The following is a 24261-nucleotide window of genomic DNA, read 5'->3' as shown; positions in this document are numbered from 1 at the left end:
CGAATATTAATTCACAATATGAAACTTTAGGTCGAAAGACCCTTCTTGGGGGTCGCGTTGGTGGACATATTTTAAATGTGGGGAGATACATCAAGTCCCACCCAACAGTGAAAGGCCGCCTGCCATGCCCTCTCTCTTCGATGAGTTCCAGCTCAAAGACCTCACCCTGCCCAACCGGATCGTGATGGGGCCGATGACCCGGGCGAAGGCGACGCCAGAGGGCGTGCCCACTCCTCTCATGGCGGTGCATTATGCGCAGCGGGCCTCGGCAGGCTTGATCATCACCGAGGGGACCTGGCCGAGTCGTAACGGCCAGGGCTACTTCGATATACCGGGAATCGCCACCCAGGAGCAGGAGGACGCGTGGCGAGTGGTCGTCGACGCTGTGCACGCCGAAGGTGGCCGTATTTTCCTGCAGTCTGAGCACACTGGTCGTGTCGGCCACGAGATGAATAACGGTGGCCTTCAGATGGTGTCGTCCACAATCGCTCCGGCCATCGGCACCAAGATCTATACCCGCGAAGAGGGTCCACGTGACATGACGACGAACCTCCACGAGCTGAGCACCGCGGAAACTTGGGAGGTCATCGACGACTACTACAAGGCCGCGCTGCGCACGAAAGCGGCGGGCTTCGACGGAATTGAACTGCACGGCGCCTCCGGTTACCTGCCCCACCAATTCCTCTCCGACGAGAGTAACAACCGCATGGACGAGTTCGGGGGCACCCCGCTCAAGCGCACCGAGTTCATGATTCAGGTCCTCAGGCGCTTGATTGATGCTTGGGGAACCAGCAATCGCATCGCCGTCAAGCTCTCGCCGAACATCCGGTTCAATGGCATCGCCGAGAACGAGGTTGAAGACACCTACTCGATCCTGCTGGAGCGACTGAACGAGCTGGACCTCGCTTACGTCTCCTTCCAGACTCCGGAGAGCCTGCGGAGCCTGGCTAACGAGGCCAACCCCGACTTGGCCGACGGTGAGATCTGGCACCGATTCCCGTATGAATTCATCCGCGAGCGTTATAACGGAACTGTGATCGCCTCCGGCGACCTCACCAAGGATCTCGCCCAAAACGCGTTGGACTCCGGCAAGGCCGACCTGTTCGTTTTCGGCCGCGCGTACATGTCCAACCCCGACCTGGTCGAGCGCATGCAGAATGACTGGCCACTCACGCCCGTAGACATGGCCCGCGGGTATGGCGGCGGCGCTGAGGGATATAACGACTACCCGGCCTGGAAGGAATCTGTCCTCTCGTAGGTTGACGAGCCTGATCACCCTATTGTGGAACGCCACGTCCTATATCGGGGTCGGTGCCGCCATGTTGAATATCCATGGTGGTGGCATGGTCATCGGGGCGGCGTCCCAGGACGATCAGCACATGGCCGAGATCTCCCGCGGCCCTGGAATCGTCGTAGTGTCGGTCGAATACAGAGTGGCACCGAAGAGTCCGTTCCCCGCCGCCCTCGACGTCCACCTCTTCGCCTGGAACTTATTACTCGAGTCAGCCGGTGTACACGGCGTGGACCCGGCACGAATCGCCATCGGCTGTTCTGCCCGATGCTCGATGACCGCACCGCAGCAAACCGCGACCTCGATGCGGCGCGGAATCGGCTCTGGAACAACACGTCGAACCGGGCCGGCTGGAAAGCCTATCTGGGGCAGGACCCAGGAGTTGGCGCGCTCGCGCCGTATGCGGCGGCATTGCGCCGCAGCGACCTCACTGGACTTCCGGCGACGTGGATCGGAATTGGCGATATCGAATTGTTCTACGCAGAGAGCTTCGCCTATGCCGTAGCGCTTCGTGGCGCCGGAGTCGAGACCACACTCGACGTGGTCCCTGGCGCTCCGCACGCATTCGAATCGATCGCATCGTAGACTCAGCTCGCCATTGCCTACAGGGCGCGCGCACACATGGCTTCAGAGACAGCAAGTGAGTCCTGGCGCACCAATCCTCCGGAAGAGACGCTCTGACTCCGGCACATCAGCCACGATCCTGGCGGAGTGACTTGGGACCGGCAGCGCGTCCAGTTTCAGCTGGCGATGCCGGATCTGAGGACCGCGATGACAGCCGGGATCCTAGCAACGTCCTGGCGGCTGGTGCCCACGTACACGATGATCCCCATCAGTAGGTCGACCGTCGCTGCCAGGTCCGCGCTCTCCGAGATCTGCCCGGCCTGGACGGCCTCGGTAAGGCGTGCGTTCAGGTCAGTCAGCGCAGGCCGCCCGAACGCCTCAGCGAGTTGCGCGCCAAGCATTGGTTCCGTTGCGCCGATCGCGGTCGCGGTTCGCAAGACCTCTCCGTACGGCCCGTGCATCGCGAGGGACACTACCCCGAGCCAGGTACGCAGGTCCGACCAAACGTCCGGCGTGCGTGGGACTTGGTTGCGGGGTACGTCCAGGAATCCGTCGAGTATCGCGTCGGCGACCACGGCGGACTTCGTGCGCCACCACCGGTACAGGGTGCGCTTTGCGACCCCGCTACCGGCGACGATCGCTTCCATGGTCAACGCGTCGTAGCCGCGCTCGGTGAACAGGTCGGCCGCCACCGTGAGGATCTTCACCCGTATTTCAGGGTCGCGTGGGCGCCCGCGCTTCGGCGGCGTAGCTTCCCTAGCGCTCACGGTGCTGAGAATATCACCGGGGCTTGCATTTAGGAGACGATACGTATTCAATTGGCCGTGTCCACATCAAAGGAGATGTCATGACCGAATCCATCAGCCCCCCGCCCGCCCCCAGTTTCCTGAGCGATGCCGCCCGTGCGGGGCTGGAAGTCCCCATCGTGCGAATGCCGAATCCGGTGCTCGACGACGCAGCGGGCTGGACGGCGATGATCGAACAGACCGACATCATGATTGCGCAGATGCTCAGTGGGATGACACTGCCAATGGCCTCGGAGCTGAAGGACGTCGGCGGGGTCCCCACCTACGTCGTTGTGCCGGATGGTGCACCCGCGGGCGACGACTCCCCGGTTTTTCTCAGTATCCATGGCGGTGGACTCATCATGGGAGGCGGTGACCTCACCCGGGTGATGACTGAGATCAGCGCGCTCAGCGCACCCGTCGTGCACTGGGCGCCGGACTACCGGATGCCGCCCGCGCACCCGTACCCGGCCGCTTTGGACGATGTCGTCGCCGTCTACAAAGCGCTTCTCGACGTGCGCGACCCGTCAAGAATCATCGTGGGTGGAGGTTCCGCTGGGGGCAACCTCGCGGCAGCGCTGCTGCTGCGCGCCAAGGCGGAAGGACTGCCGATGCCCGCTGCGCTGGTCCTGCTCACTCCGCAGGTGGACCTGACCGAGTCTGGGGATAGTTTCGTCACTCTCGCCCACGTCAGCGTCGGGCTGCAGAGCCTGCGGGACTCCAACCTCCTTTATGCCGGCGGCAACGATCTGTCCGACCCGTACCTCTCTCCGCTGTTCGGTGATCTCGCGGGGTTTCCACCCACACTGCTGATCTCCGGCACCAGGGACCTGTTCCTGTCCAACACGGTACGGATGCACCGCAAGCTTCGCGAATCCGGTGTCGAAGCAGACCTGCACATCTTCGACGCTCGCCCGCACGCCGGCTATGGAAACGCCCCGGAAGAGGCGAACGTATCGGCCGAAATCGGAGCTTTCGTTAACAAGCAACTCTCGATCGCCGGCTGAATCCTATGCTTCCGGCGTCGCAGAAGAACTCGCCAAGAGAGCGTCGACGATTCCAGTCAGGCTTGAGGAAATGGGCAAGCCTGCAAGCAATCGAAAAAGCACCGTTCCCATCAGGGCGTCAGCGATGGCGACAGGATCAACCGCTGCGGACAATTGCTCGGCGGCCTGACCGGCACGCAGTCGAGCAAGGAGTGCCTCGTATTGCGGGCCCGTGCTGTGCTCGTAGAGCCTGCCGGCTTCCTGGGAATCGTCCGAAGCCGCTGAAGCCAAAGCGCGTACGACCTCACGCGCTGCGGGGTTGGCCAACGAATCGGCGGTCGATAGGACCCACGCTTTGAGATCCGCATCGAGCTGGCCAGTGTCCCTGACCGGGGGAGCGGCCAGGTCAAGGAATCCTGCTATGGCGGCATCCGCCAGGATCAGGGCTTTTGACGACCACCAGCGGTAAATGGTCTGTTTCCCAGCGCCTGCTCGAGCGGCGATCGCCTCAATCGTAACGTTGGAATAGCCGACTTCGGCGGTCAGGTCGGCAGTCGCCTGCAGGATCGCCAAGCGTGTTGATTCGCTGCGCGGCCTTCCGGCCCGGACCTCTGCCATTTCTCGATTCTACGGTCTATGCTCGCATAACGAGACGCACGGTCTAGAAACATGTACCGGTTACCCGATGCGCTCGAAGCAATCCACCTGAACCAATGAAAACGGAGATTTCGATGGCAAACCTCGACAAGCCTCTCACTGGCAAGTCCTCGATTAACGAATGGCTGAAGCATCCTGTGGGCGGGCCGCTGCTGCGCAATATGCTCGCGGCCGGGGGACAAGCTGAATCGGCGCTGAAGCCAGTTCGGATGCTCGCCCTGCAGAAGCTCGTCAAACTCAGCCAGGGACAGATGCCCCAGTCGGTGATTGACGACCTCATCGCGCAAGCCAATGGTGGCGAAGCCCCCGCCGAGTCCCTCGCAGACGACGCGAGCGATGGTGCCGTTGGTCCCATCAACCTGCCGTCGAAGCTCAGAGGTGAAGTCGTCGTCGTCATCGGTGTCGGCGGTATGGGTGAGCTCATTGCACGGCGTCAGGGTACGGGGAAGCGCCTCCTGATCGCGGACTTCAACCAAGATGCCCTCGACCGGGTGCGCACCGCGTTGCGCGGGGACGGTTACGACGTGACCGACAAGAAGGTTGATGTCTCCTCGCGTGAATCGATGGCCGCACTCGCCGCCGCGGCAGCCGACCTTGGTCCCGTGTTCCAGGTTGTGCACACCGCGGGGCTCTCACCTGTTCAGGCATCCGCCGGAGCGATCATTGCCGTCGACTTGGTCGGCGTCGCGAACATGCTGGAGGAATTCTCTGGAGTTGTCGAGGCGGGCGGGGCCGGCCTGGTCATCTCCAGCATGGCCGGTTACGGGATCGAAATGTCGTCTGAGGATGAAGAAGCTCTCGCGAACGACGACCCGGCGAGCCTGCCCAAGTTGCCGTTCATCAGCGCATTGACTGATCCGGGCACTGCGTACGGTTACGCCAAGCGCGGCAACATTCTTCGGGTGGAGGCCGCGAGCGTTGCTTGGGGCCAGAGGGGGGCGCGGGTGAACTCGATCAGCCCGGGAGTGATCTCCACGCCGCTCGGCCAGCAGGAGCTTGACGGCGAACACGGGGACGTCATGCGTGCCATGATCGAATCTTCCGGCGCCGGCCGACTCGGCACACCGAACGACATCGCAGACGCCGCGGCGTTCCTGCTCGGCCCGACTGCCTCGTTCATCACGGGCACCGACCTGCTTGTCGACGGCGGAGTAGTCGGCGCCCGTAGCGCCAACTGAAACATCCCGTTCAAGATGATGTAGGTCTCTGCACATGAGTGTCCGGGCCGCACCCTTGGTGCGGCCCGGAGCCGCCCATCGCCGAGGGTCGAGTTCGTGCGGGCCCGTTGTTTCGCCGGACTGAAGAGGTCGAGAGGGTGCTAGCTGCGCGCTTTCGACTGCGCGTCACGGACGAGCCGAACGCTGTCCCGTCGCACGAGTCGTGAATGAAGCTCGCCAAGCTCAATGTTTTCGTCGTCGAGCGCGGTGGTCACGGCGCGTCGCCCGGCTGCTCGCAATTGGGTGTCCACAGTCGTCAGGGCGGGCACAATCACGCTGGCCTGCGGGAGGTCGTCGAACCCGGTGACGCCGACCCGGTCCGGTGGCAGGTGTCGATCTCGAATCGCAGCGAGAGAGCCGACGGCGAGTTCGTCGGCCACCGCGAGAATGACGTCGACCGTGCCATAATCGCTCAGGATTGTGTCGGCGGCCTGGTATCCGCCGTCATGTGTCAAATCGGATGCCTCGACGATCGGGGTCGGGCCGTCGGTCCAGGAATCCAGAGCCCTGCGAAGAGTCTCTGCGCGGAGGTTTTCGGCGGGGAAGTCCCCAGCGACGCCAAGAATCACCGGGTGCTGGTAGCCGGCCGCGCGAACATGGCCGGCCACCGCGAGTGCCCCAGCTTCGTCGTCAAGGTGAACTTCAGGTATCCAATGCGAGGCTGACGATCGTCCAATGGACACGAGTCGCCCGCCAGTGGTGGCATAGCGAAGCACAATGGGGTCGGTGGCGAGAGAGGCGAGTTGCTCGCGGCGCGTGGCGATAATCAGCGCGCGCGGACGGAAGCCGATCATGGTGCGGACGGCGGCAGTGAAGGTGCCGACCTCGGCCGAACCGCTGCTCATCATGACGGTGAGCCCGCGCTCGTCAGCTACCTCGAGGACACCCGCGCTGATGGCGCCAACATGTGTCTCTCTGAGCCGGTCGGCAACTATGCCGATCAGTGCGCTCGATCCGCGAGCCGTCATTTGCGCGACAGCGTTCGGTTGATAATCGAGCCGACGGGCCGCATCGGTCACCCGTGCTACGAGATCTGCCCGAACAGTCGAGCTTCCGCTCAAGGCGCGCGATGCGGTCGCCCTGGAGACGCCAGCAGCACTGGCAACATCGCTGAGTGTCGGCTGCCCTCCATAGTTCCGGCTTGGTGGCATGTTCACGATCATAGGGCTGTATGTGCTGTCGCCAGGCACGCCCCGCGGTTCCTGAGGGCGACTCCGTCGGCTGAGTTGGAAGCACGCCGGGTGTCATAATGGCGAACATGGCGAGTATGGGTCAACGAGGGACGGCACCTGTGACGCTGCGCGACGTTGCCGAGTCCGCCGGCGTCTCCGTGTCCACGGCGTCACGCGCATTGAACAGCTCGCCGATGTCCGTTGTGGGGAGCGCGTCAGTGCAGCGGATTCGGCAGTTCGCGATCGAGCTGGGCTATGTGCCCAACCACGCCGCCCGTGCGCTGCGTGGGAGTCGTGGCTCGGTCGTCGTGCTTGCGGACGATCCAACGACGGAAACGACTGGTGCCACCATGTCGGCTCTGGAGCACGCTGCGCGGTCGGGCGGGTATTTCGTGTCGGGCATCGCGGTCGGCTACCAGACGCAGTCGCAGATTTCGAGCGTGCGCGTGGCGCGGGCGCTCAAGCCCTTGGCCATCGTGCTCAGCTCGAGTCGGCTCACGGCCTCCGGCGCGCTACCGCAAGTTGTGGAGGAACTCGAGCGCTATCTGGCGGGCGGTGGTCGGGTCATCTCGATCGGTCCTGCGGCGGTTCCCGCAACCCGGGTTGTGACGTTTGCCGACCGTGAGGCCGGTCAGATCATGGCGCGTCACATGGTCACACTCGGGCGTTCGCGTTTCGGGATTCTTGCCGGTCCCCGAGACCACAGTGCATTCAGTGCTCGAGTTCGTGGATTTCTCGACGTACTCGACGAAGTCGGCGTGCCTCGTCGAGACGTGACCATCGAGTATTCAGCACACCGCCGGGAGGACGCGCGGATCGCCGCCGATCGCCTTGTCGCCCGCCATCAAGGTATCGATGCACTACTCGCAGCCAATGACTTGTTCGCGTTCGCGGCGCTGGGCGCAATCCGATCTGCGGGCCTCAGTACCCCCGGCGATATCGCTGTGACCGGCATCGACGATGAGCCGCTTGCCAGCGATATCAGCCCGGCTTTGACCACGTTCGCTTTCCCGTTCATCGAGGTCGGTCGCAGGATCGCTGAGCTCGTCAGCGAACCTGGGGACGAGAGAACCCACGAGCCTGTGATCGTGCACGGGACCCTTGTAGTGCGTGAGAGTACCTCTCAGGACTAGTTCCACACGGTGGAGCGACCGTCTCGGTACGCGTTACCGAGCTTCTCTGCTCCGGCTACTCACCAAGATGTCAAGCGCCAAAGAACCGTTGCCATTACAATCTTGCGTCGATTCTCAGCGAGCTCATAACGCTCGAGCCTTGCAAACACGGGCGATTGCTCTCGCATGCGCCGAATGCGTGATGAATCATTGACAATTTGAGAAACCGTTGTCATAGTTGCTCCTGACCACGTTACGAGTGTTCGTGGTTGTGAAGGTTTCAACGAAGAGGCATGAGACACAGTACGAGTCGTGTCCGCAGAGGCCGCCGGATCTACCGGCGCTGTGCGGTTAGGGCTCATGCGAGACAGCTCGTCAGCGTTGACGTCCGACATCACCCTGCATGAACTACATGGAACAAAGGAGTCTCCTATGAATCGCACATTTCGCAGAGGTCGCCGGCTTGGCGTTGTCGCCGCGGCGCTCACTGTCGTTGTCCTCGCAGGCTGCAGCTCGTCGCCCGCCGGCGGCGGTACGAACGCCGGTGGCGGCGACGAGAAGGTCACCATTCGCTTCGCCTGGTGGGGATCAGACACGCGGCACGCCATCACCAAGGAGGTCATCGACCTCTTCGAGAAGGAACACCCCAACATCACCGTTGAGCCCGAGTTTTCGGCATTCGACTCCTACTTCGACAAGCTGGCCACCAGCGCCGCTTCCGGGGACCTGCCCGACATCGTGCAGATGACGGATCCGTTCGTCTACCAGTACATCGACAACAGCCAGCTCCTGGATCTAAATGAGGTCAGCGAACAGCTACCCACTGACGACATGTCTGAAGCATCGCTCGCACCCGTCACCGTCGATGACCAGATATTCGGAGCTCCGACCGGGCTGAGCGGATTCAGCATTGTCGTTGATCCCCAGGCGTTCACCGATGCCGGCGTCGAGATCCCCGATGACACCTCGTGGTCGTGGGATGACTACATCGACATTGCCAAGGAAATCAAGGCTGCCACCGGGGTCACGGGTGCCCAGATACCGATGTACATTCAGCCGTCCACCGCCTGGATCCGTCAGCAAGGCGAAGACTGGTACGCCAAGGACGGCACGGAGCTCGGATTCAAGCCCGACACTCTCGCCGATTATTTCGAGTGGGTTCTGAAACTCCGCGACAGTGGTGCCACTGACTCGCCCGAACAAGCAGTGGAGAACCTGTCCTCGGGTGGAGCGATTGAGCAGAGCCCCATCGCACTGCACACCGGCGCCACGCAGATGCTCTCCGTGAACCAGCTCGGAGCACTCGAAGCCGCCAGCGGCCGCGAAACCGAGTTGCTGCTCTTTCCGGGAGAGGCGGACGCCGACGAGGTCGGCGCGTGGGCCACGCCTGCGCAGTACTTCACCATCTCGGCGAAGTCTGAGCACCCCGCGGAAGCTGCGGAACTCATCAACTTCCTCCTCAACACGCCTGAATCCGCATCGATCCTCAAGTTCGACCGAGGCGTCCCGGCAAGCGAAACCGTGCTCACTGCGATCACACCCGAACTCACCCCCGTTGAAACCCGGATCGGTGACTACATCACCGAGGTGACCGACCTGGACCCCTCGCCGCTGGCACGACCGAACCCCGATGCCGCATCGGCTCAGACCGACATCTTTGACCGAGTCAACCAGGACGTCCTCTTCGGGCGGATCACCCCAGAAGAGGCCGGACAGCGAATGTTCGACGAGCTGTCGGCAGCCCTGTAGAGCAGGCACTCCGAGCGGGGGCCGCGGCGCAGCGCGTAGAGGCCCCCGCTCACTTCCACTGAACCTTTGTTCACACGAGAAAGAAACACGATGTCAAAACCACGCACGGCGCGGAGCAGCGCAGTGAAGCGTGAAGAACGCGCGGCCTGGTCGTTCATGATCCCCTGGTTCGTCGGCCTACTCTTCATAACTGTCGGTCCGATGGCCGCGTCACTGTACTTCTCCTTCACCGACTACAACCTGCTGAGCCCGCCCGAATGGATCGGCATCGACAATTACGTCGAGATGGCATCCGATCCCCGGCTCCAAAAGTCCTTGCTGGTCACGTTCACCTACGTCCTAATCGGAGTGCCGCTTCTTCTGGTCGTCGCACTGTCCCTGGCCGCGGTGCTGAACCGGGGAATCCGGGGCCTCGCGATCTACCGATCCGCGTTCTATCTGCCGTCACTTCTGGGTGCGTCTGTTGCGGTCGGTATCCTCTGGCGCCAGGTCTTCGGAGTCAACGGGCTCATCAACCAGTTACTCGCTGTCTTCGGTATAGAAGGACCGGGTTGGATCTCCAATCCTGATACCGCGCTGAGTACGCTGATCATCCTGCACGTCTGGACCTTCGGATCCTCGATGGTGATCTTCCTCGCAGGACTGCGGCAGATCCCCGAGGAACTCTACGAAGCCGCAGGTCTTGACGGGGCCAGCGCCTGGCAACGGTTCCGACACGTGACGCTGCCCTTGCTTAGCCCGATCATTTTTTTCAACTTGATCCTGCAGATCGTCAACTCTTTCCAGAGTTTCACCCAAGCCTTCGTCGTCAGCGGCGGCACGGGCGGTCCAAGCGACTCCACTCTGTTCTATTCGCTGTACCTCTATCAACAGGGTTTCGGCCAGCTGAATATGGGCTACGCGTCCTCAATGGCGTGGCTCCTGGTGCTGATCATCGGCGCCTTCACCGCAGTCAACTTCTACTTCAGCAAGCGATGGGTGTTCTACAGTGACTGACCTCATGAACAAAGCCGATGCACGCGCAGACCTCGTGCAGGAATCCACCGAACGCGCTCGACTCTCTACCGCAGCCAGACTCAAGTCGGCGCGCACGGCGCGACTCAAGGGGGCATTCAAGCACGTCGTTCTCATTCTGACCGGCATCGTGATGCTCTATCCGTTGCTGTGGATGGTCGCCAGCTCGATCAAGCCTGAGGCACTCATCTTCCGTGACCCGTCACTGATTCCGAGCGAGATCGATCTCAGCCACTACACCGAAGGCTGGAACGCCCTCGGAAACCCGTTCACCCTGTACCTCGGCAACTCGATGATCGTTGTCATCGGAGCGCTCCTGGGCAACCTGATCACCTGTTCCATGGCGGCATATGCATTCGCTCGGCTCCAGTGGCGCGGCCGTGGCCTCTTCTTCGGCGTCATGGTCCTGACCCTGATGGTGCCGGTCTTCGCGGTGCAAGTGCCGCAGTACGTCATTTTCTCGCAACTGGGTTGGGTCAACACCTTCCTGCCACTGATAGTGCCGAAGTTCCTCGCGACCGATGCGTTCTTCATCTTCCTCATGGTGCAGTTCTTTCGTGGCTTGCCCCGTGAACTCGACGAAGCGGCAATCATCGACGGTGCCGGCTATTGGCGGATCTATCTCCAGGTTCTGTTGCCTCTCTCGGTGCCGGCTCTCGCCACGACGGCGATCTTCACCTTCATTTGGACCTGGAATGACTTCTTCGGGCAGCTCATCTACCTCACCAAGCCCGAACTGCAGACCGCGCCCGTCGCGCTACGGAACTTTGTGGATGCCAGCAGCGGTACGTCCTGGGGTTCACTGTTCGCCATGTCGATCGTGACTCTGGTCCCCATCTTCCTCGTCTTCCTGGTGGGACAGAAATACCTCATCAAGGGCATCGCCACGACCGGCCTCAAGTGAGTGCCACCCGGCTAGATTCCGCGCCTTCCACCTCACCAGATATTTCAAGACTCACAGGGAACTTTTCATGAACTCGACGCCCACCCCACAACTGCGCTACGCCATTATCGGTACCGGTCACCGAGCAGAAATGTACATCGACGCGATCACGGGCCCGCACTCCAACGTCGCCCGCTTGGTCGCACTGGGGGATTCGAACCCGGTTCGATCCCGCTATCACGCAGAGCGGGTGAGCGAGCGTGGGTTCTCGGTTGACGTGGTGGATCCCGACGACGTTTTCGGTCTGATCGCGCAGCGCTCCATCGATCGAGTCATCATCGCAACGCCGGACTACCTCCACGCCGACTACATCGACCGCGTGCTGCGAGCGGGTGCTGACGTCGTCGTGGAGAAGCCCTTGACGATCAACGCTGAAGGGTGCCGACGCATCGCCCAGGCTGTTCGCGACACCGGTCGCCAGGTAGTCGTGACCTTCAACTACCGCTATTCACCTCGGAACAGCGCTCTCAAACAGGTCGTGCAATCGGGGGCGATTGGTCAGGTAACCGGTGTTCACTTCGAATGGGTGCTCGACACGTCGCACGGCGCCGACTATTTTCGCCGCTGGCACCGTAACAAGGCGAACTCGGGCGGACTGCTCATCCACAAGGCGTCACACCACTTCGACTTGGTGAATTGGTGGATAGCGGACACACCGACGCGTGTGTTCGCGTCCGGCGGACTCCGGTTCTACGGCGACGTCAATGCTCGTTCGCGTGGCCTCGGTGTGCGCCCGGAACGGGGCACACACGATGGTCCGACCGACCCTTTCCAACTCGACCTGCGAACCGACCCTCGCTTGGAAGCCCTCTACTTGCAAGCCGAGGGCGTGGACGGATATCTCCGTGACCGTGACGTCTTCTCACCCGGAATCACCATTGAAGACTCGCTCTCGCTTCTCGTCGACTACGCGAGCGGGGCGACCATGACGTACTCCCTGGTCGCGTACAGCCCCTGGGAGGGGTACCGCGTGTCAATCACCGGAACCGAGGGGCGTGCTGAACTCGAGGTCATCGAACGCGCGGCCGTGATTGTCGACGGCCCGGTGGTGCTTGATCCGAGCTTCAGCACCGTGACCAGCGGCGATAACGAGGCGCGCGCGCAGCTCGAGCGACTTGTGGTCCAGCGGCACTGGGAGTCGGCACGCGAGATCACGATTGAGGCAGCGGAGGGCGGACACGGCGGGGGAGACGCTCGAATGCTCTCCGACATCTTCGACGGCCATGCGCACGACCCCCTCGGCCGACCGGCCGCATGGTTTGACGGAGTGCGATCGGTCGCGGTGGGTATCGCGGGTAATCGCTCACTCGAGACTTCCGAGCCCGTCCTGGTCGCCGACCTCGACCTCGGGCTTGACCTCGGACTCGACCTCGGACTCGACCTACTCGAGGAGCCGAGTGAGGCTTCGGCTTGATGCCAGACACAGAACGGATCCTCATGGAACGACTCACCAGCGCCATCCACCCGAAGCCAGAACTACCCACCAGGGCCATCCAGTTCGGTGAGGGCAACTTCCTCCGCGGCTTCGTGGACTGGCAACTGCAGCAGTTGAACAAGCAGGGCCTCTTCAACGGCGGCGTCAAGATCGTGCAGCCGCGAGCGGGCGGGCATGTTGCCATACTCGAGGAGCAGGACGGGCTCTACACGGTGCTGTTGGAAGGAACGGAGGATGGCCGGGAGGTACGCAGTTCCGAGGTGATCACGGTTGTCAATGGCACCGTCAACCCGTACACCGATTACCAGGCCTATCTCGACCTGGCGAACGATGACGACATCGAGTTCATCTTCTCAAATACCACCGAAGCCGGCATCGTCTTTGACGACCGGGACCAGCGCGATGGCGTTGCGCAGGCGAGCTTCCCCGGGAAGCTCACCGCGCTGCTCTTCCGTCGCTTCGAACTGGGCAAGAAGGGCTTCACCCTGATCCCGTGCGAGCTCATCGAGCACAACGGCGACAAGCTCAAGGAGACCGTGCTCATGACCGCCGCCAACTGGGAACTCGGCGACGCGTTCGTGCAGTGGGTCAACACCGACAACGTCTTCTACTCGAGCATGGTTGATCGGATCGTTCCCGGCTACCCGAAGGACCGTGCCGAGGAATTGTGCGCCGAATTCGGCTTCGACGATCGCCTCATCGTCAAGGCGGAGCCGTTCCTGCTCTGGGTCATCGAGGGGCCGGCCGGCCTGACCGAGACCCTGCCGCTGGCCAAGGCCGGCCTCAACGTCACGGTGACCGATGACATGACCCCGTACCGCGAGCGCAAGGTGTTCCTGCTCAACGCCCCGCACACCACCATGGCCTCCCTCGCCCGCCTCGCCGGCGTCGAGACCGTGCGCGACGTCATGCTCGACGCCGACTTCGGCCCGCTCGTCGACACGGTGATGTACGAGGAGATCATGCCGGTGCTCGACCTGCCCCACGACGAGCTCGCTGCCTACGCCGAGTCGGTCAAGGAACGCTTCGAGAACCCGTTCATGCACCACGATCTCGCCTCGATCGCACTGAACAGCACCTCGAAGTTCGCAACCCGCCTGCTGCCGATCCTGGTGAATTTCCAAGTGACGAACGGTGCCTTGCCATCCCGGATCACCTTGGTGCTCTCCGCGATCCTGCTCGCGTACAGCGGCGACCCGGCCTTGAACACATCAGCGGTTGACAGCGCCGAGACCACTGCCCGGTTTCATGCGGCATACGCGGGTGACAACTACGTCACGGACGTTCTCTCCGACGAGACGCTCTGGGGAACCGACCTCACGGCGATCCAGGGCCTCGTCGAGCAGGTGACCGCTGGCCTGGTCAGCCTGCGGGACAGAGGCGTACGCGCCACCCTCGCCGGCCTCCCCACCTCCGTCGTTGAGCTCCACGCCTAGGCGTGTGCAGCGACAACCGCGACGCCCTCGATTAAAGGACTGCAGATCATGCTCCTGAACGACGATTTCCTGCTCGGCACCGACATGGCGAAGAAGCTGTTTCACAACCACGCCAAGAACATGCCCATCATCGACTTCCACTGTCACCTGAGCCCGCAGGAGATCTACGAGGACCTGAATTTCGCCAGCATCACCGAGGTGTGGCTGAAGGGTGACCACTACAAGTGGCGCCTGATGCGCGCCAACGGGGTGCCGGAGAACCTCATCACCGGCGACGCCGACGACTTCGACAAGTTCTACGCCTGGGCCGGCACCGTGGAGAAGGCGCTCGGCAATCCGCTCTACGTCTGGACGCACCTCGAGCTCAAGCGCTTCTTCAACATCGACCTGGTGCTCAGCCGCGAGACCGCCCGCGAGGTCTACGACCGGGCCAACGCGCTCCTGGCCACGGCCGGGTTCTCCCGCCGCAGCCTGATCCGTTCGAGCAACGTCACCGCCATCTGCACCACGGATGACCCGGCGGATGACCTGCACTTCCACGAACTGCTGCAGAGCGAGAAGGCCTTCACCGTCGTCCCGGCGTTCCGCCCCGATAAGGCCATGAACATCCACGCTGCCGGCTTCGCCGACTACCTGGTCACCCTCGGCACCGCCGCCGGCGTCCGGATCGGCGCCTTCGCCGACATCGTCGCCGCGCTGGCCGCCCGGGTCGACTTCTTCCACTCCATGGGAGCCCGCCTCTCCGACCACGCCCTCGATACCGTCGTGTACGCCGAGGCCAGCGAGGCCGAGCTGGACACCATCGTCACCACCGCCATCGGCGGCGGCGCCCTGACTGCGCTACAGATCGCCCAGTACCGCACCGAGATCCTCAAGGCCCTCATGCGGATGTACCAGGTGAAGAACTGGACCATGCAGCTGCACCTGCACGCGCTGCGCAACACCAACCAGGTGATGCTCGGCAAGCTTGGCCCGGACACCGGTTACGACGGCCTGAACGACCGCCCCGTCGCCGAACCGCTGGCCAAGCTGTTCGACTCGATGGAGTCCGAGGATTCCATCCCGCGCACGATGCTGTACTCGCTGAACCCGAACGACTACATGCCGCTGGCCACCCTGATGGGCGCGTACCAGAAGGACACCGTGCAGAAGATGCAGCTGGGCAGCGCCTGGTGGCACAACGACACCCGCAACGGCATGCGCCTGCAGCTGCAGACCTTCGCCGACGAGAGCCTGCTGTCCAACTTCGTGGGCATGCTCACCGACTCGCGCAGCTTCCTCTCCTACCCGCGGCACGAGTACTTCCGCCGCATCCTCTGCGAGCTCATCGGCGAATGGGTCGAACTCGGCGAGGTTCCCGACGACGAAGCGATCCTCGGCCGGATGGTCGAAGACATCTGCTTCAACAACGCCCACAACTACTTCGGCCTCTAGACCTCTATTCGATGACTAGCCCGGCATTCCCGTCCACTCCTAAGGAATCGATTCTCATGTCACACATTGAAAGCATCGCGACCGGCACCTCCGTGCTGGTGATGGCCGAGGGTGACGACGTCGCCGTCGCCCTCCGGGACCTGCTCCCGGGGGAGTCCCTCCCCGTCGGGGGCGGCATCCTCACCGTCGGCACGCTTGTGCCGAGCGGCCACAAGATCGCCCTCACCGACCTCGAGGCCGGCGCGACCGTGCACAAGTACGGCCAGTCGATCGGCGTCGCCACGGCACCGATCAGCCGGGGCGAGCAGGTGCACAGCCACAACATCGGCATGGACCTCGCCGCCCGGACCCACGAGTTCGGCACCGTGCACACCGAGCTGCCCACGCCCACCGAGCGCCGCACCTTCAACGGTTACCGCCGGGCCGACGGCCGGGCCGGAACGCGTAATTACATCGCGATCCTCACCACCGTGAACTGCTCGGGCACCACCGCCAAGCTGATCGCCGACCGGTTCCGCAACGGCGTGCTCGACCAGTTCGAGAACGTCGACGGCGTCATCGCCCTCACCCACCAGAGCGGTTGCGGCCTCGTGCTGGAAAGCGAAGGCGCGCAGGTGCTGCTCCGTACCCTCAACGGCTACGCCCGGCACCCCAACATCGCCGGCGTGCTGATGCTCAGCCTGGGCTGCGAGATGACCCCGACCAGCCTGGTGCTGGCCGAGGGCGGCATGCCCAGCGACACCGTCATCGAATCGCTCTCCATCCAGGAGACCGGCGGCATGCGGAACACCGTCGCCGCCGGCGTGGCGAAGATCCTCGCCCTGGCCGAGCAGATCAACACCCGCCAGCGCGAACCGATCGACATTTCCGAGCTCGTGCTGGGACTGAACTGCGGCGGTTCCGACGGCTACTCCGGTATCACCGCCAACCCGGCCCTGGGCTGGGCATCCGACGTGCTCGTGTCGCACGGCGGCACGAGCGTGCTCGCCGAAACCCCCGAGATCTACGGTGCAGAACACCTCCTGACCGCCCGCGCCACCACCCCCGCCGTCGGCCACAAGCTGATCGACCGGATCGACTGGTGGGAGACCTACATCCACGCCAACGGCGGCACCATGGACAACAACCCCTCCCCGGGCAACAAGGAGGGTGGTATCAGCACCATCCTGGAGAAGTCCCTCGGCGCCGTGACCAAGGCCGGCCACGCCGACCTCGCCGCCGTCTACGAATACGCCGAACCGATCGACACCCGGGGCCTGGGCTTCATGGACACCCCCGGCTACGACCCGGTGTCGGTCACCGGCCTCGTCGCCGGCGGCGCCACCGTCGTGGTCTTCACCACCGGCCGCGGCTCGGTCTTCGGCTGCAAGCCCACCCCGAGCATCAAGGTCGGCACCAACACCGAGCTGTTCGTGCGCCAGGGTGACGACATCGACATCGACGCCGGTCGCATCGCGGATGGCAACGCCACCGTCGACGAGGTCGGCGCCGAGATCCTCGAGATGATCATCGCCGTCGCCAGCGGCACCCAGACCGTCAGCGAAGAGTTCGACGTCGGCCAGGAAGAGTTCGTGCCGTGGCACATCGGAGCCGTGACCTGATGAGCGGACACACAGAACCCGCCGGTCAGCCCACCGTGGTCTGCTTCGGCGAGACCATGGGCATGTTCACGCCCACCAGCTCGGTGACGCTGGACACCGCCGCCGGCTTCACCCTCGGCACCGGCGGCGCGGAGTCCAACGTCGCCATGCACCTGGCCGAGCTCGGCCACCAGGTCGCCTGGGCCAGCGCCGTCGGCACCGACCCCGTCGGAACCAAGATCATCGACGCCCTCGGCAACGCCGGCGTCGACACCCGGTGGGTCGGCCGCACCGCCGACGCACCGACCGGGCTCTACCTCAAGGAACCCGACACCGGCAGTGGAGCCCACGTGTTCTACTACCGCACAGGCTCGGCGGCATCCGCGCTGAAGATCACGGATGCCGCCGGCTGGCCCCTGGCCGGCGCCCGGTGGATCCACACCACTGGTATCACCTCGGCGCTCTCGGCGAGCTGCGCCGAACTGGTCAAACATGTGCTCGACCACGCCCACGAGTGGGGCGCTTCCGTCTCCTTCGACATTAACTTCCGGCCGGGCCTCTGGCCGGTCAGTGAAGCCGCACCGCGCCTGCTCGAGCTGGCCGCCAAGGCCACCGTCGTGCTCGTCGGTCTGGACGAAGCGGACACCCTCTGGGGCTGCGCGACCTCAGCGGACGTGCGCGCCCTGCTGCCGAATGTGCAGTACCTGGTGGTGAAGGACGGCTCCATCGACGCCACCGAATTCTCGTCGAGCGCTGACGGCACCGACACCATCACCGTCGTCCCGGCTCGCAAGGTCGACGTCGTCGAACCCGTCGGCGCCGGCGATGCCTTCGCTGCCGGCTACCTGTCCAGCCTCATCACCGCGGAGACCTCCGCGGACCGACTGGCTCGTGGGCACTCCCGCGCAGCCTGGGCGCTGGGCAGCCGCCAGGATTTCCGCCCCGGGCTCGGCCAGCGTATGTCGGCTGACGAACCCCACGGCACCAGCGAGGACGACCGTGAACTCGAACTCAGGAGATAACCCATGACCCAGTCCACTATCCAGCCGATCAAGACCACCGAATGGTTCCCCGGGGACTTCTTCGCGGTTCCCGTCATCGCCGTCTTCCGTGGCCTGTCCGCCGCAGAGGCCGTGCGCCTGTCGGTGCGCGCCTGGGATGCCGGCGTCGAGCACGTCGAAATCCCGATTCAGACCATCGACGCCGTGCCCGTGCTGCAGGCCGTCGCCGACGCCGCCGCCGAACGCGGCCTCGTCATCGGTGCAGGAACTGTGACCACCCTCGAGCAGCTCGACGCCGCCACCAACGTCGGCGTCGCGTTCACGGTGTCGCCCGGCCTCGACCCGGTGATCGTCGCCGAGAGCGTGCGCCGCGGCATCCCGCACCTGCCGGGCATCGCCACCGCCACCGAGATCCTGCAGGCCCGAGCCCTCGGCCTCACCTGGGTCAAGGCGTTCCCCGCGTCACTGCTCGGTGCGGCCTGGGTCAAGGCGCAGAAGGGCCCGTACCCTGACACCAACTTCATCGCCACCGGCGGCGTCACCGCCCTCAACGCCCCGGAGTTCCTGGCCGCCGGCACCAGCGTGGTCGGCCTCTCCGGCGCCTTCGCCGACGACGCCCAACTCGACCTCGTGCGCGCCCTGATCGCTGGCTGACCCCAGCCACAGGCCAGTTCGTGGCCCACAACCGGTGAGTCCGGAGCTGCCTCTATGGGGCTTTCACGGGGTGTGGTGCCCCAGCGCGTCGAAGCTGGCGGCGATGATGTCGTCTCGCCACCCCGACGCGTCGTCGACCTGGATGGCGGCGAGGGCAAGCACGCCGAGGGCGGCTAGGGCCGCCATAACGCGAATGGTTCGACTGACCGCCGGGATGTCGTTGTCGAAGGTTCGGAAGAGCGAGAGCCTGGTCGCTTCCAACTCTGGCGGGGTCGTGCTGGTGCCCGAGGGGACCGCTGTCCCGAGGAGCAGCGCGACAAGTCCAGGTCGGATGAGCGCCAGATCGACGAGCAGCCGAATCGCCGCTCGATCCCGCTGCGGCCCATCGGGTTGGCCCGCAAGTCTCTCTCGGATCCCATCCATTTCGATCCGGCTTTGGTCGACAACCGATGCGTATAGCGCGATCTTGTGCGGAAAGTGATGGAGCAGTCCCGCCTTCGACAGACCGATTGCGTCGGCGATGGATTGGATAGACGTTTGCTCGAATCCATAGCGCGCAAAGAGTAACGCGGCGGCGTCCAGAATGCCCACGTCGTCCGATTTAGTTTTGGAGGCGGTCGCCATCAGGAGTGTTCCAATCGTCGGGTCGGCCTCGCGGCTACGACAAACCTACCACCATGGTTGCAATACCGACCAAAATGGTTGGTATGGTTCAACTATGGCACTCACGAAACAACAAACAGCGGCAGGTCCCGATACCCGGCGGTGGCTGACCCTCTGTGTTCTCGCGCTGGCGCAGCTCATGGTCGTGCTCGACGGGACGATCGTGAACATTGCGCTGCCGTCCCTACAGCAGGATCTCGGGTTTGGGGACGCGAATCGGCAGTGGTTGGTGACCGGGTACGCGCTTGCCTTCGGCAGCCTGCTCCTGCTGGGCGGGCGGCTTAGCGACTTCTTCGGCCGAAAGAGGATGTTCGTGATCGGATTGATCGGCTTCGCTGCCGCATCCGGGCTGGGTGGCCTCGCCAACGGCTTTGCTCCGCTGCTTGTGGCACGGATCCTGCAGGGCGGTTTTGGTGCGGTCCTCGCCCCGGCGGCGCTGTCGCTCCTGACTGTCACGTTCCCCGAGAAGACCGCCCGCATTCGAGCGTTCGCGATCTGGGGTGCAGTGTCCTCCGCCGGCGGCGCGGTTGGGTTGCTGCTGGGTGGCGTCTTGACCGAATACGCGTCGTGGCGCTGGTGCCTCTTCGTCAATCTCCCGATCGCCGTCGTCGCGCTCGTCGGCACCCCGCTGATGCCGCGGTCCGGCCGGCCCATCCGTTCGCCGCTGGATCTCCCCGGCGTCGCCACCGCCGTGGCCGGCCTCGTCGGTATCGTTTATGGACTGTCCCAGGCCGAAACGTACCGCTGGGGCTCGGCATGGGTCCTGATGCCGATCATCGGCGGTCTTGTATGCCTGGTGGTGTTTGTCCTCATCGAGCGGCGCGCCGCATCGCCCCTACTGCCGTTGCGCATCGTTCTCGACCGAAATCGCGGCGGCGCCTACCTGACCAGCTTGCTCGTCAACGCCGGGCTCTTGGGAGTTTTCCTGTTCGGCACCTACTACATGTCGGGGATTCTGAAGTTCACGCCAGTGCAAACTGGTTTTGCCTTTCTTCCAACGGTGGTGACGATCGTGATAACGACCAGTCTCGCCGGATCGCGTCTAGGGTCACGGTTCGGACCGCGATCGCTCGTGACTAGTGGCGGCCTTGTTGCTACAGCGGGCTTGTTGCTTCTCTTGCGAGCCGGGATCGACACCTCGTACATTTCGGGTGTCCTTCCGGGTTTGATTGTTTTCGGTGTCGGCCTCGGCCTGATCTGGGCGCGTCTGCAGAACGCCGCAACAGCAGGCGCCGGCGCCCGTGACAGCGGAGTCGCGTCCGCAATGGCAAACACGAGCCAGCAAATCGGCGGATCCATCGGGACCGCGCTGCTCAGTTCAATCGCAGCCAGCGCGGGAGCAGCCTTCATCGTCGACAAAACGCCCACGGCCCTGCTGGCCGCACAGGCCACTGTCTACAGCTATCACGTGGCGTTCGCTGTGGCCGCCGTGTTCTACTTCGCCAGCGCCGTCATCGGTTTCACCCTATTCCGAGGAGACCTCGGGGGAGACCCCGTCAACGCTGAACCAACTCCGAAAGGCACACTTTGACTTCCTCGAGCGCCACCACCGACCCCGAGGCGACCGCCCGGTCGCTGCTGCCATTCCTGAAGCGGCGATGGGTCCGCAGCGTCGGGATAGTCCTGGCTGGTGTCATCGTGGTCGCCGGCGGGTTCACCGTGGATGCGACGGTTTTCGAGCATCGCAGTGTTCAGAGCAAAGTCATCGAAGTCGGCTTCAGACTCCTCAATGGCAAGGCGTCATTCACGGATGCGGAACAGGTCACCGACCTCATCGAAGAGCGTCGCAGGGCGAACTCAGAACCGGTGCCCGCCCCAACGGGACTCTCGTCTTCCGTCGAGGAGACCACTATTCACGGGATGCAGACATTCGTCATCGGCGCAGACGGCGCAGCCGACCAAAAGGTCGTGCTGTACCTGCACGGCGGCGCGTACATCAATCAGGCGAGTTCGTTCCAGTTCCAGATGGCTGATGAGGTGGCCCGGATCACCGGTGCCCGCATCGTCATTCCGATGTACCCACTTGCACCAGAACACCAATACGACGAGGCGTACAGCAAGCTCCTCGCCACCTATGCCGACCTGGCGGCCGATTCGGACAGCGCAGACCTGACTCTCTTGGGCGACTCCGCCGGAGGCGGCCTCGCCCTCGGCCTCGCCCAGGTCCTCCAAGTGAACAATCTGCCGCAGCCGGAAAACATCATCCTGTTGTCACCCTGGCTAGATCTCACCATGACCAACCCCGGCATCCCGAACCTCGAATCCACGGACCCCGTACTCGGAACGCTCGGGCTGGTGGAAATGGGCCAGGCGTGGGCTGGCTCTACGGAGACGAAGGACCCCCGGCTGAGTCCCATATACGGCTCTTTCGAGGATCTGGGACACATCACTCTGTTCACAGGCACCCGTGAACTCTTCATCGCCGATGCCCGGAAATTCAGGGCCATGGCCGCCATTCGAAGCATCGAGATCACCTATATCGAAAAAGCCAAGATGAACCACGACTACCCGCTAATCCCTGCACCAGAGGGGGAAGAAGCTCGTCAGCAAATCGCCCAGATCATCCTCGGCCAAGACATCGGCTGAACGCGCATCTCCAGCGTCGATTAGAGGACATCCGACGAGCGGCAGTTGGTGGTCACAGCTGAATGCGGCGTGCGGCCTCGAAAATGTGACCTGAATCAAATCATTCCCAGTGATCCGCTTCTCGTCGTCTCGGTCGGCGCCGGCGACAGCCGGCACACGAGTGCTGATTGGCGCCTGCCGGTCAGTAGACAGACTCGTGAGAGCTAGGGGCCCTCGAAAAGAGGCTCGCTTCGCACGCCTTGGTGTCTTCGGTACCTGACGCAGGATCGGGCGCCTAGCCGTCGGTACGTTTCAAACGCGCGATGTCGATTGCGATAAGACTTTGAATTCTTTCTGCTCTGGCGCTTGTGTACCCTGCCTCAGAGTCGAAATCGTGGCGGACCAGCCGCCCTAGTGCCTCGTTACCGATCTCATCAGCTGCCTCGACGCGAGCTTGTGCAACGAGGACCGCAATCGCCGTCGGGTCATCGGCGTCTCTGCGGAGCGCGGCCGCAAGCATGCGATGAACGGTCGGGCGTCGGCGATGAGCCTCCTCGAGGAGGATGTCGTAGTCGTCCTTTTCCACGTCGGCATCGATAGCCGCGCCGTCTCCATCCCGTTCCTCCTGGTCAAGACGGTCGGCAGTCTTTTCGTTTTCGACCGCAAGGAAGATGAGTTGCTCCCGAGTTTCAACTTCCAGCAGATCTGAGTTGTAATCGAGTCGATCGCGCAGGGCTCCGACTATGAGTGAGTTCTTGATGGTCATCCGCACCGCGAGCGCAGCGATCAGCAGGCCCTCCCGCACAACGCTTTCGATCGCGGCAAGCGGAACAGTGGGCGGATGCTTGTAGATTCCGACGTCTGCACGGGGCCGCCGCCACCACAACTTCATGGCATGGCCATCCGATCAGGCGGAACGTGCCGGTTGAATCACGGAAGCGCAACTACCGCGGGTGATCAACTCTGCGTCGACCTCGATCACGCGCGGCCCGGCAGCGACCTGTCCCTGCATGCGCGCCAGAACCAAGTCCACGGAGTGGCGGGCAAGAAGGTCGATGGGTTGTCGCATCGCGCTCAGTGGCGGAGTGACGAGTTCGGTCCACGGATTGTCGTCGAAGACGATCAACGACAGATCGTGCGGAATGCTGGTGCCGAGTTGCGAGAGGCGCCGAACGACGTTCTGAACCTGCGCCGTATTGGCAACGACGAGTGCGGTCGGCGGCTCGGGCAGAGAGAGTAGAGAGGTCACGGCATCCGCTCCGCCATCGCCGCGGAAAGGAACCGCTCTGATCAAGCTCGCATTCTGATCGGCTCCAGCCCGGCGCAACGCCTCTTGGTATCCCTCGATGCGCGAGCGCCCGGTGGACGTGGACAGCGGTCCGGAGATCAGTCCGATCCGGGTGTGCCCGAGCGCCACGAGGCACTCGGTGGCCGTGTCTGCGGACTGGGCGTTCGCGATACTCACTACGTCTATTCCCTGCAGGCCGTCGATCGCGCGATCGACGAAGACGATGTTCACGCCCACGTCCTGCAGTTTTTCCCATTTGCCGAGGTTGTCCCCGGTCGGGGTCGCGATCACGCCGCCGACCGACCGGTCGAGGAGGGTGTCCAGCGATTGCGCCTCAAGATGCGGATCTTCCTGCGTGGTCATGAGAACCACTTGGGCACCGCGCCCCCGTGCTTCCCACACGATCCGGTCGGCCAGACGGGCGAAAAACGGGTTGGTCAGATCGGCGAGCACGAGTCCGATGGTCAGGGCGCGACCCTGACTGAGTTCCCTGGCAGCGGCACGTGGACGGTAGGCCATGCTCTCGATGGCCTGCAAGACGGCCTCGCGTTTGTCGGGAGCTACCGGCCCCGAATCGTTGAGCACGCGGGACACGACCGACACCGAGACGCCGGCCGTCTTCGCTACATCCCGGATAGTGGGCGGTTTGTTCACGTGCTCCCTCATTCGTTGCTGTTGACACAGTCTACGCTGCGGTGGTACAAAAGTGGTACCG

The 24261-nt window shown here is 63.5% G+C and carries 22 protein-coding genes and 1 pseudogene; 17 read left to right on the top strand and 6 right to left on the bottom strand.

Translation table 11 applies throughout. The annotated features are described in order from the left end of the window. The first annotated feature begins 124 nt into the window (after positions 1-124). From ACU5E9_RS05470 to ACU5E9_RS05460, 3 genes and pseudogenes are all read left to right on the top strand, one after another. Positions 125-1258 (top strand): alkene reductase, encoded by a 1134-nt coding sequence (locus ACU5E9_RS05470; RefSeq protein ID WP_456812606.1) that lies wholly within the window; start codon positions 125-127, stop codon positions 1256-1258. After that, a pseudogene (locus tag ACU5E9_RS05465) lies at positions 1197-1544 on the top strand (alpha/beta hydrolase); the annotation flags it as partial. The gene ACU5E9_RS05470 and the pseudogene ACU5E9_RS05465, both read left to right, overlap by 62 nt. 14 nt (positions 1545-1558) lie before the next feature. Beyond that, positions 1559-1876, top strand: a complete 318-nt coding sequence (locus ACU5E9_RS05460; RefSeq protein WP_456812605.1) for an alpha/beta hydrolase fold domain-containing protein — start codon at positions 1559-1561, stop codon at positions 1874-1876. A gap of 155 nt (positions 1877-2031) precedes the next feature. Here ACU5E9_RS05460 and ACU5E9_RS05455 read toward each other — a convergent pair whose 3' ends face one another. Beyond that, complete coding sequence (locus ACU5E9_RS05455; protein ID WP_456812604.1) at positions 2032-2562, bottom strand: TetR/AcrR family transcriptional regulator; 531 nt, start codon at positions 2560-2562, stop codon at positions 2032-2034. 140 nt (positions 2563-2702) lie between these two features. Between ACU5E9_RS05455 and ACU5E9_RS05450 the strand changes: the two genes are divergently transcribed. Further along, complete coding sequence (locus ACU5E9_RS05450; protein ID WP_456812603.1) at positions 2703-3647, top strand: alpha/beta hydrolase fold domain-containing protein; 945 nt, start codon at positions 2703-2705, stop codon at positions 3645-3647. A gap of 3 nt (positions 3648-3650) precedes the next feature. Here ACU5E9_RS05450 and ACU5E9_RS05445 read toward each other — a convergent pair whose 3' ends face one another. After that, on the bottom strand, positions 3651-4244 hold the full coding sequence (locus tag ACU5E9_RS05445; protein WP_456812602.1) for a TetR/AcrR family transcriptional regulator: 594 nt from the start codon (positions 4242-4244) through the stop codon (positions 3651-3653). A gap of 113 nt (positions 4245-4357) precedes the next feature. On the opposite strand from ACU5E9_RS05445, the gene ACU5E9_RS05440 reads away from it, so the two are divergent. After that, positions 4358-5461, top strand: a complete 1104-nt coding sequence (locus ACU5E9_RS05440; protein WP_456812601.1) for an SDR family oxidoreductase — start codon at positions 4358-4360, stop codon at positions 5459-5461. A 140-nt stretch (positions 5462-5601) separates the two neighbouring features. Here the strand turns inward: ACU5E9_RS05440 and ACU5E9_RS05435 are convergent, their stop codons facing one another. Further along, positions 5602-6651: a LacI family DNA-binding transcriptional regulator gene (locus tag ACU5E9_RS05435; protein ID WP_456813500.1), complete on the bottom strand. Its 1050-nt coding sequence runs from the start codon at positions 6649-6651 to the stop codon at positions 5602-5604. Between the two features lie 140 nt (positions 6652-6791). Here ACU5E9_RS05435 and ACU5E9_RS05430 point away from each other — a divergent pair, with 140 nt between their 5' ends. From ACU5E9_RS05430 to ACU5E9_RS05385, 10 genes are all read left to right on the top strand, one after another. Beyond that, entirely contained in the window at positions 6792-7805 is a 1014-nt protein-coding gene (locus tag ACU5E9_RS05430) for a LacI family DNA-binding transcriptional regulator (RefSeq protein WP_456812600.1), read from the top strand. Between the two features lie 291 nt (positions 7806-8096). Then, a complete protein-coding gene (locus ACU5E9_RS05425; RefSeq protein ID WP_456812599.1) occupies positions 8097-9533 on the top strand; it encodes an ABC transporter substrate-binding protein in 1437 nt (478 codons plus the stop codon). A gap of 90 nt (positions 9534-9623) precedes the next feature. Next, positions 9624-10529, top strand: coding sequence for a carbohydrate ABC transporter permease (locus ACU5E9_RS05420; RefSeq protein WP_456812598.1), 906 nt, complete (start codon positions 9624-9626; stop codon positions 10527-10529). After that, entirely contained in the window at positions 10522-11451 is a 930-nt protein-coding gene (locus ACU5E9_RS05415) for a carbohydrate ABC transporter permease (RefSeq protein ID WP_456812597.1), read from the top strand. Before ACU5E9_RS05420 ends, ACU5E9_RS05415 begins: the two co-directional genes overlap by 8 nt. A gap of 67 nt (positions 11452-11518) precedes the next feature. Continuing rightward, positions 11519-12904 carry a Gfo/Idh/MocA family protein gene (locus tag ACU5E9_RS05410; protein WP_456812596.1) on the top strand — a complete coding sequence of 462 codons (1386 nt, stop codon included), beginning with the start codon at positions 11519-11521 and terminating at the stop codon, positions 12902-12904. Continuing rightward, a complete protein-coding gene (locus ACU5E9_RS05405) occupies positions 12904-14361 on the top strand; it encodes a tagaturonate reductase (protein WP_456812595.1) in 1458 nt (485 codons plus the stop codon). The genes ACU5E9_RS05410 and ACU5E9_RS05405 overlap by 1 nt, the downstream gene beginning before the upstream one ends. Positions 14362-14409: 48 nt before the next feature. Continuing rightward, on the top strand, positions 14410-15795 hold the full coding sequence (gene uxaC / locus ACU5E9_RS05400; protein WP_456812594.1) for a glucuronate isomerase: 1386 nt from the start codon (positions 14410-14412) through the stop codon (positions 15793-15795). Positions 15796-15851: 56 nt separating this feature from the next. After that, complete coding sequence (locus tag ACU5E9_RS05395) at positions 15852-17396, top strand: UxaA family hydrolase (RefSeq protein ID WP_456812593.1); 1545 nt, start codon at positions 15852-15854, stop codon at positions 17394-17396. After that, a complete protein-coding gene (locus tag ACU5E9_RS05390; protein ID WP_456812592.1) occupies positions 17396-18397 on the top strand; it encodes a sugar kinase in 1002 nt (333 codons plus the stop codon). The genes ACU5E9_RS05395 and ACU5E9_RS05390 overlap by 1 nt, the downstream gene beginning before the upstream one ends. A gap of 3 nt (positions 18398-18400) precedes the next feature. Further along, positions 18401-19030, top strand: a complete 630-nt coding sequence (locus ACU5E9_RS05385; protein WP_456812591.1) for a bifunctional 4-hydroxy-2-oxoglutarate aldolase/2-dehydro-3-deoxy-phosphogluconate aldolase — start codon at positions 18401-18403, stop codon at positions 19028-19030. 63 nt (positions 19031-19093) lie between these two features. Here ACU5E9_RS05385 and ACU5E9_RS05380 read toward each other — a convergent pair whose 3' ends face one another. After that, positions 19094-19654, bottom strand: a complete 561-nt coding sequence (locus ACU5E9_RS05380; protein ID WP_456812590.1) for a TetR/AcrR family transcriptional regulator — start codon at positions 19652-19654, stop codon at positions 19094-19096. A gap of 94 nt (positions 19655-19748) precedes the next feature. On the opposite strand from ACU5E9_RS05380, the gene ACU5E9_RS05375 reads away from it, so the two are divergent. Both ACU5E9_RS05375 and ACU5E9_RS05370 read left to right on the top strand, forming a co-directional pair. Continuing rightward, positions 19749-21224 carry an MFS transporter gene (locus tag ACU5E9_RS05375; protein WP_456812589.1) on the top strand — a complete coding sequence of 492 codons (1476 nt, stop codon included), beginning with the start codon at positions 19749-19751 and terminating at the stop codon, positions 21222-21224. Beyond that, on the top strand, positions 21221-22279 hold the full coding sequence (locus tag ACU5E9_RS05370; RefSeq protein WP_456812588.1) for an alpha/beta hydrolase fold domain-containing protein: 1059 nt from the start codon (positions 21221-21223) through the stop codon (positions 22277-22279). Before ACU5E9_RS05375 ends, ACU5E9_RS05370 begins: the two co-directional genes overlap by 4 nt. Positions 22280-22553: 274 nt before the next feature. Here ACU5E9_RS05370 and ACU5E9_RS05365 read toward each other — a convergent pair whose 3' ends face one another. Both ACU5E9_RS05365 and ACU5E9_RS05360 read right to left on the bottom strand, forming a co-directional pair. Beyond that, entirely contained in the window at positions 22554-23150 is a 597-nt protein-coding gene (locus ACU5E9_RS05365) for a hypothetical protein (RefSeq protein ID WP_456812587.1), read from the bottom strand. Positions 23151-23165: 15 nt separating this feature from the next. Then, positions 23166-24200: a LacI family DNA-binding transcriptional regulator gene (locus ACU5E9_RS05360; protein WP_456812586.1), complete on the bottom strand. Its 1035-nt coding sequence runs from the start codon at positions 24198-24200 to the stop codon at positions 23166-23168. Positions 24201-24261 lie beyond the last annotated feature (61 nt).

The sequence above is a fragment of the Cryobacterium sp. AP23 genome (assembly GCF_054075385.1).
The sequence above is the reverse complement of the archived record's forward strand: the minus strand, read 5'-3'. Positions and strand labels throughout refer to the sequence as shown.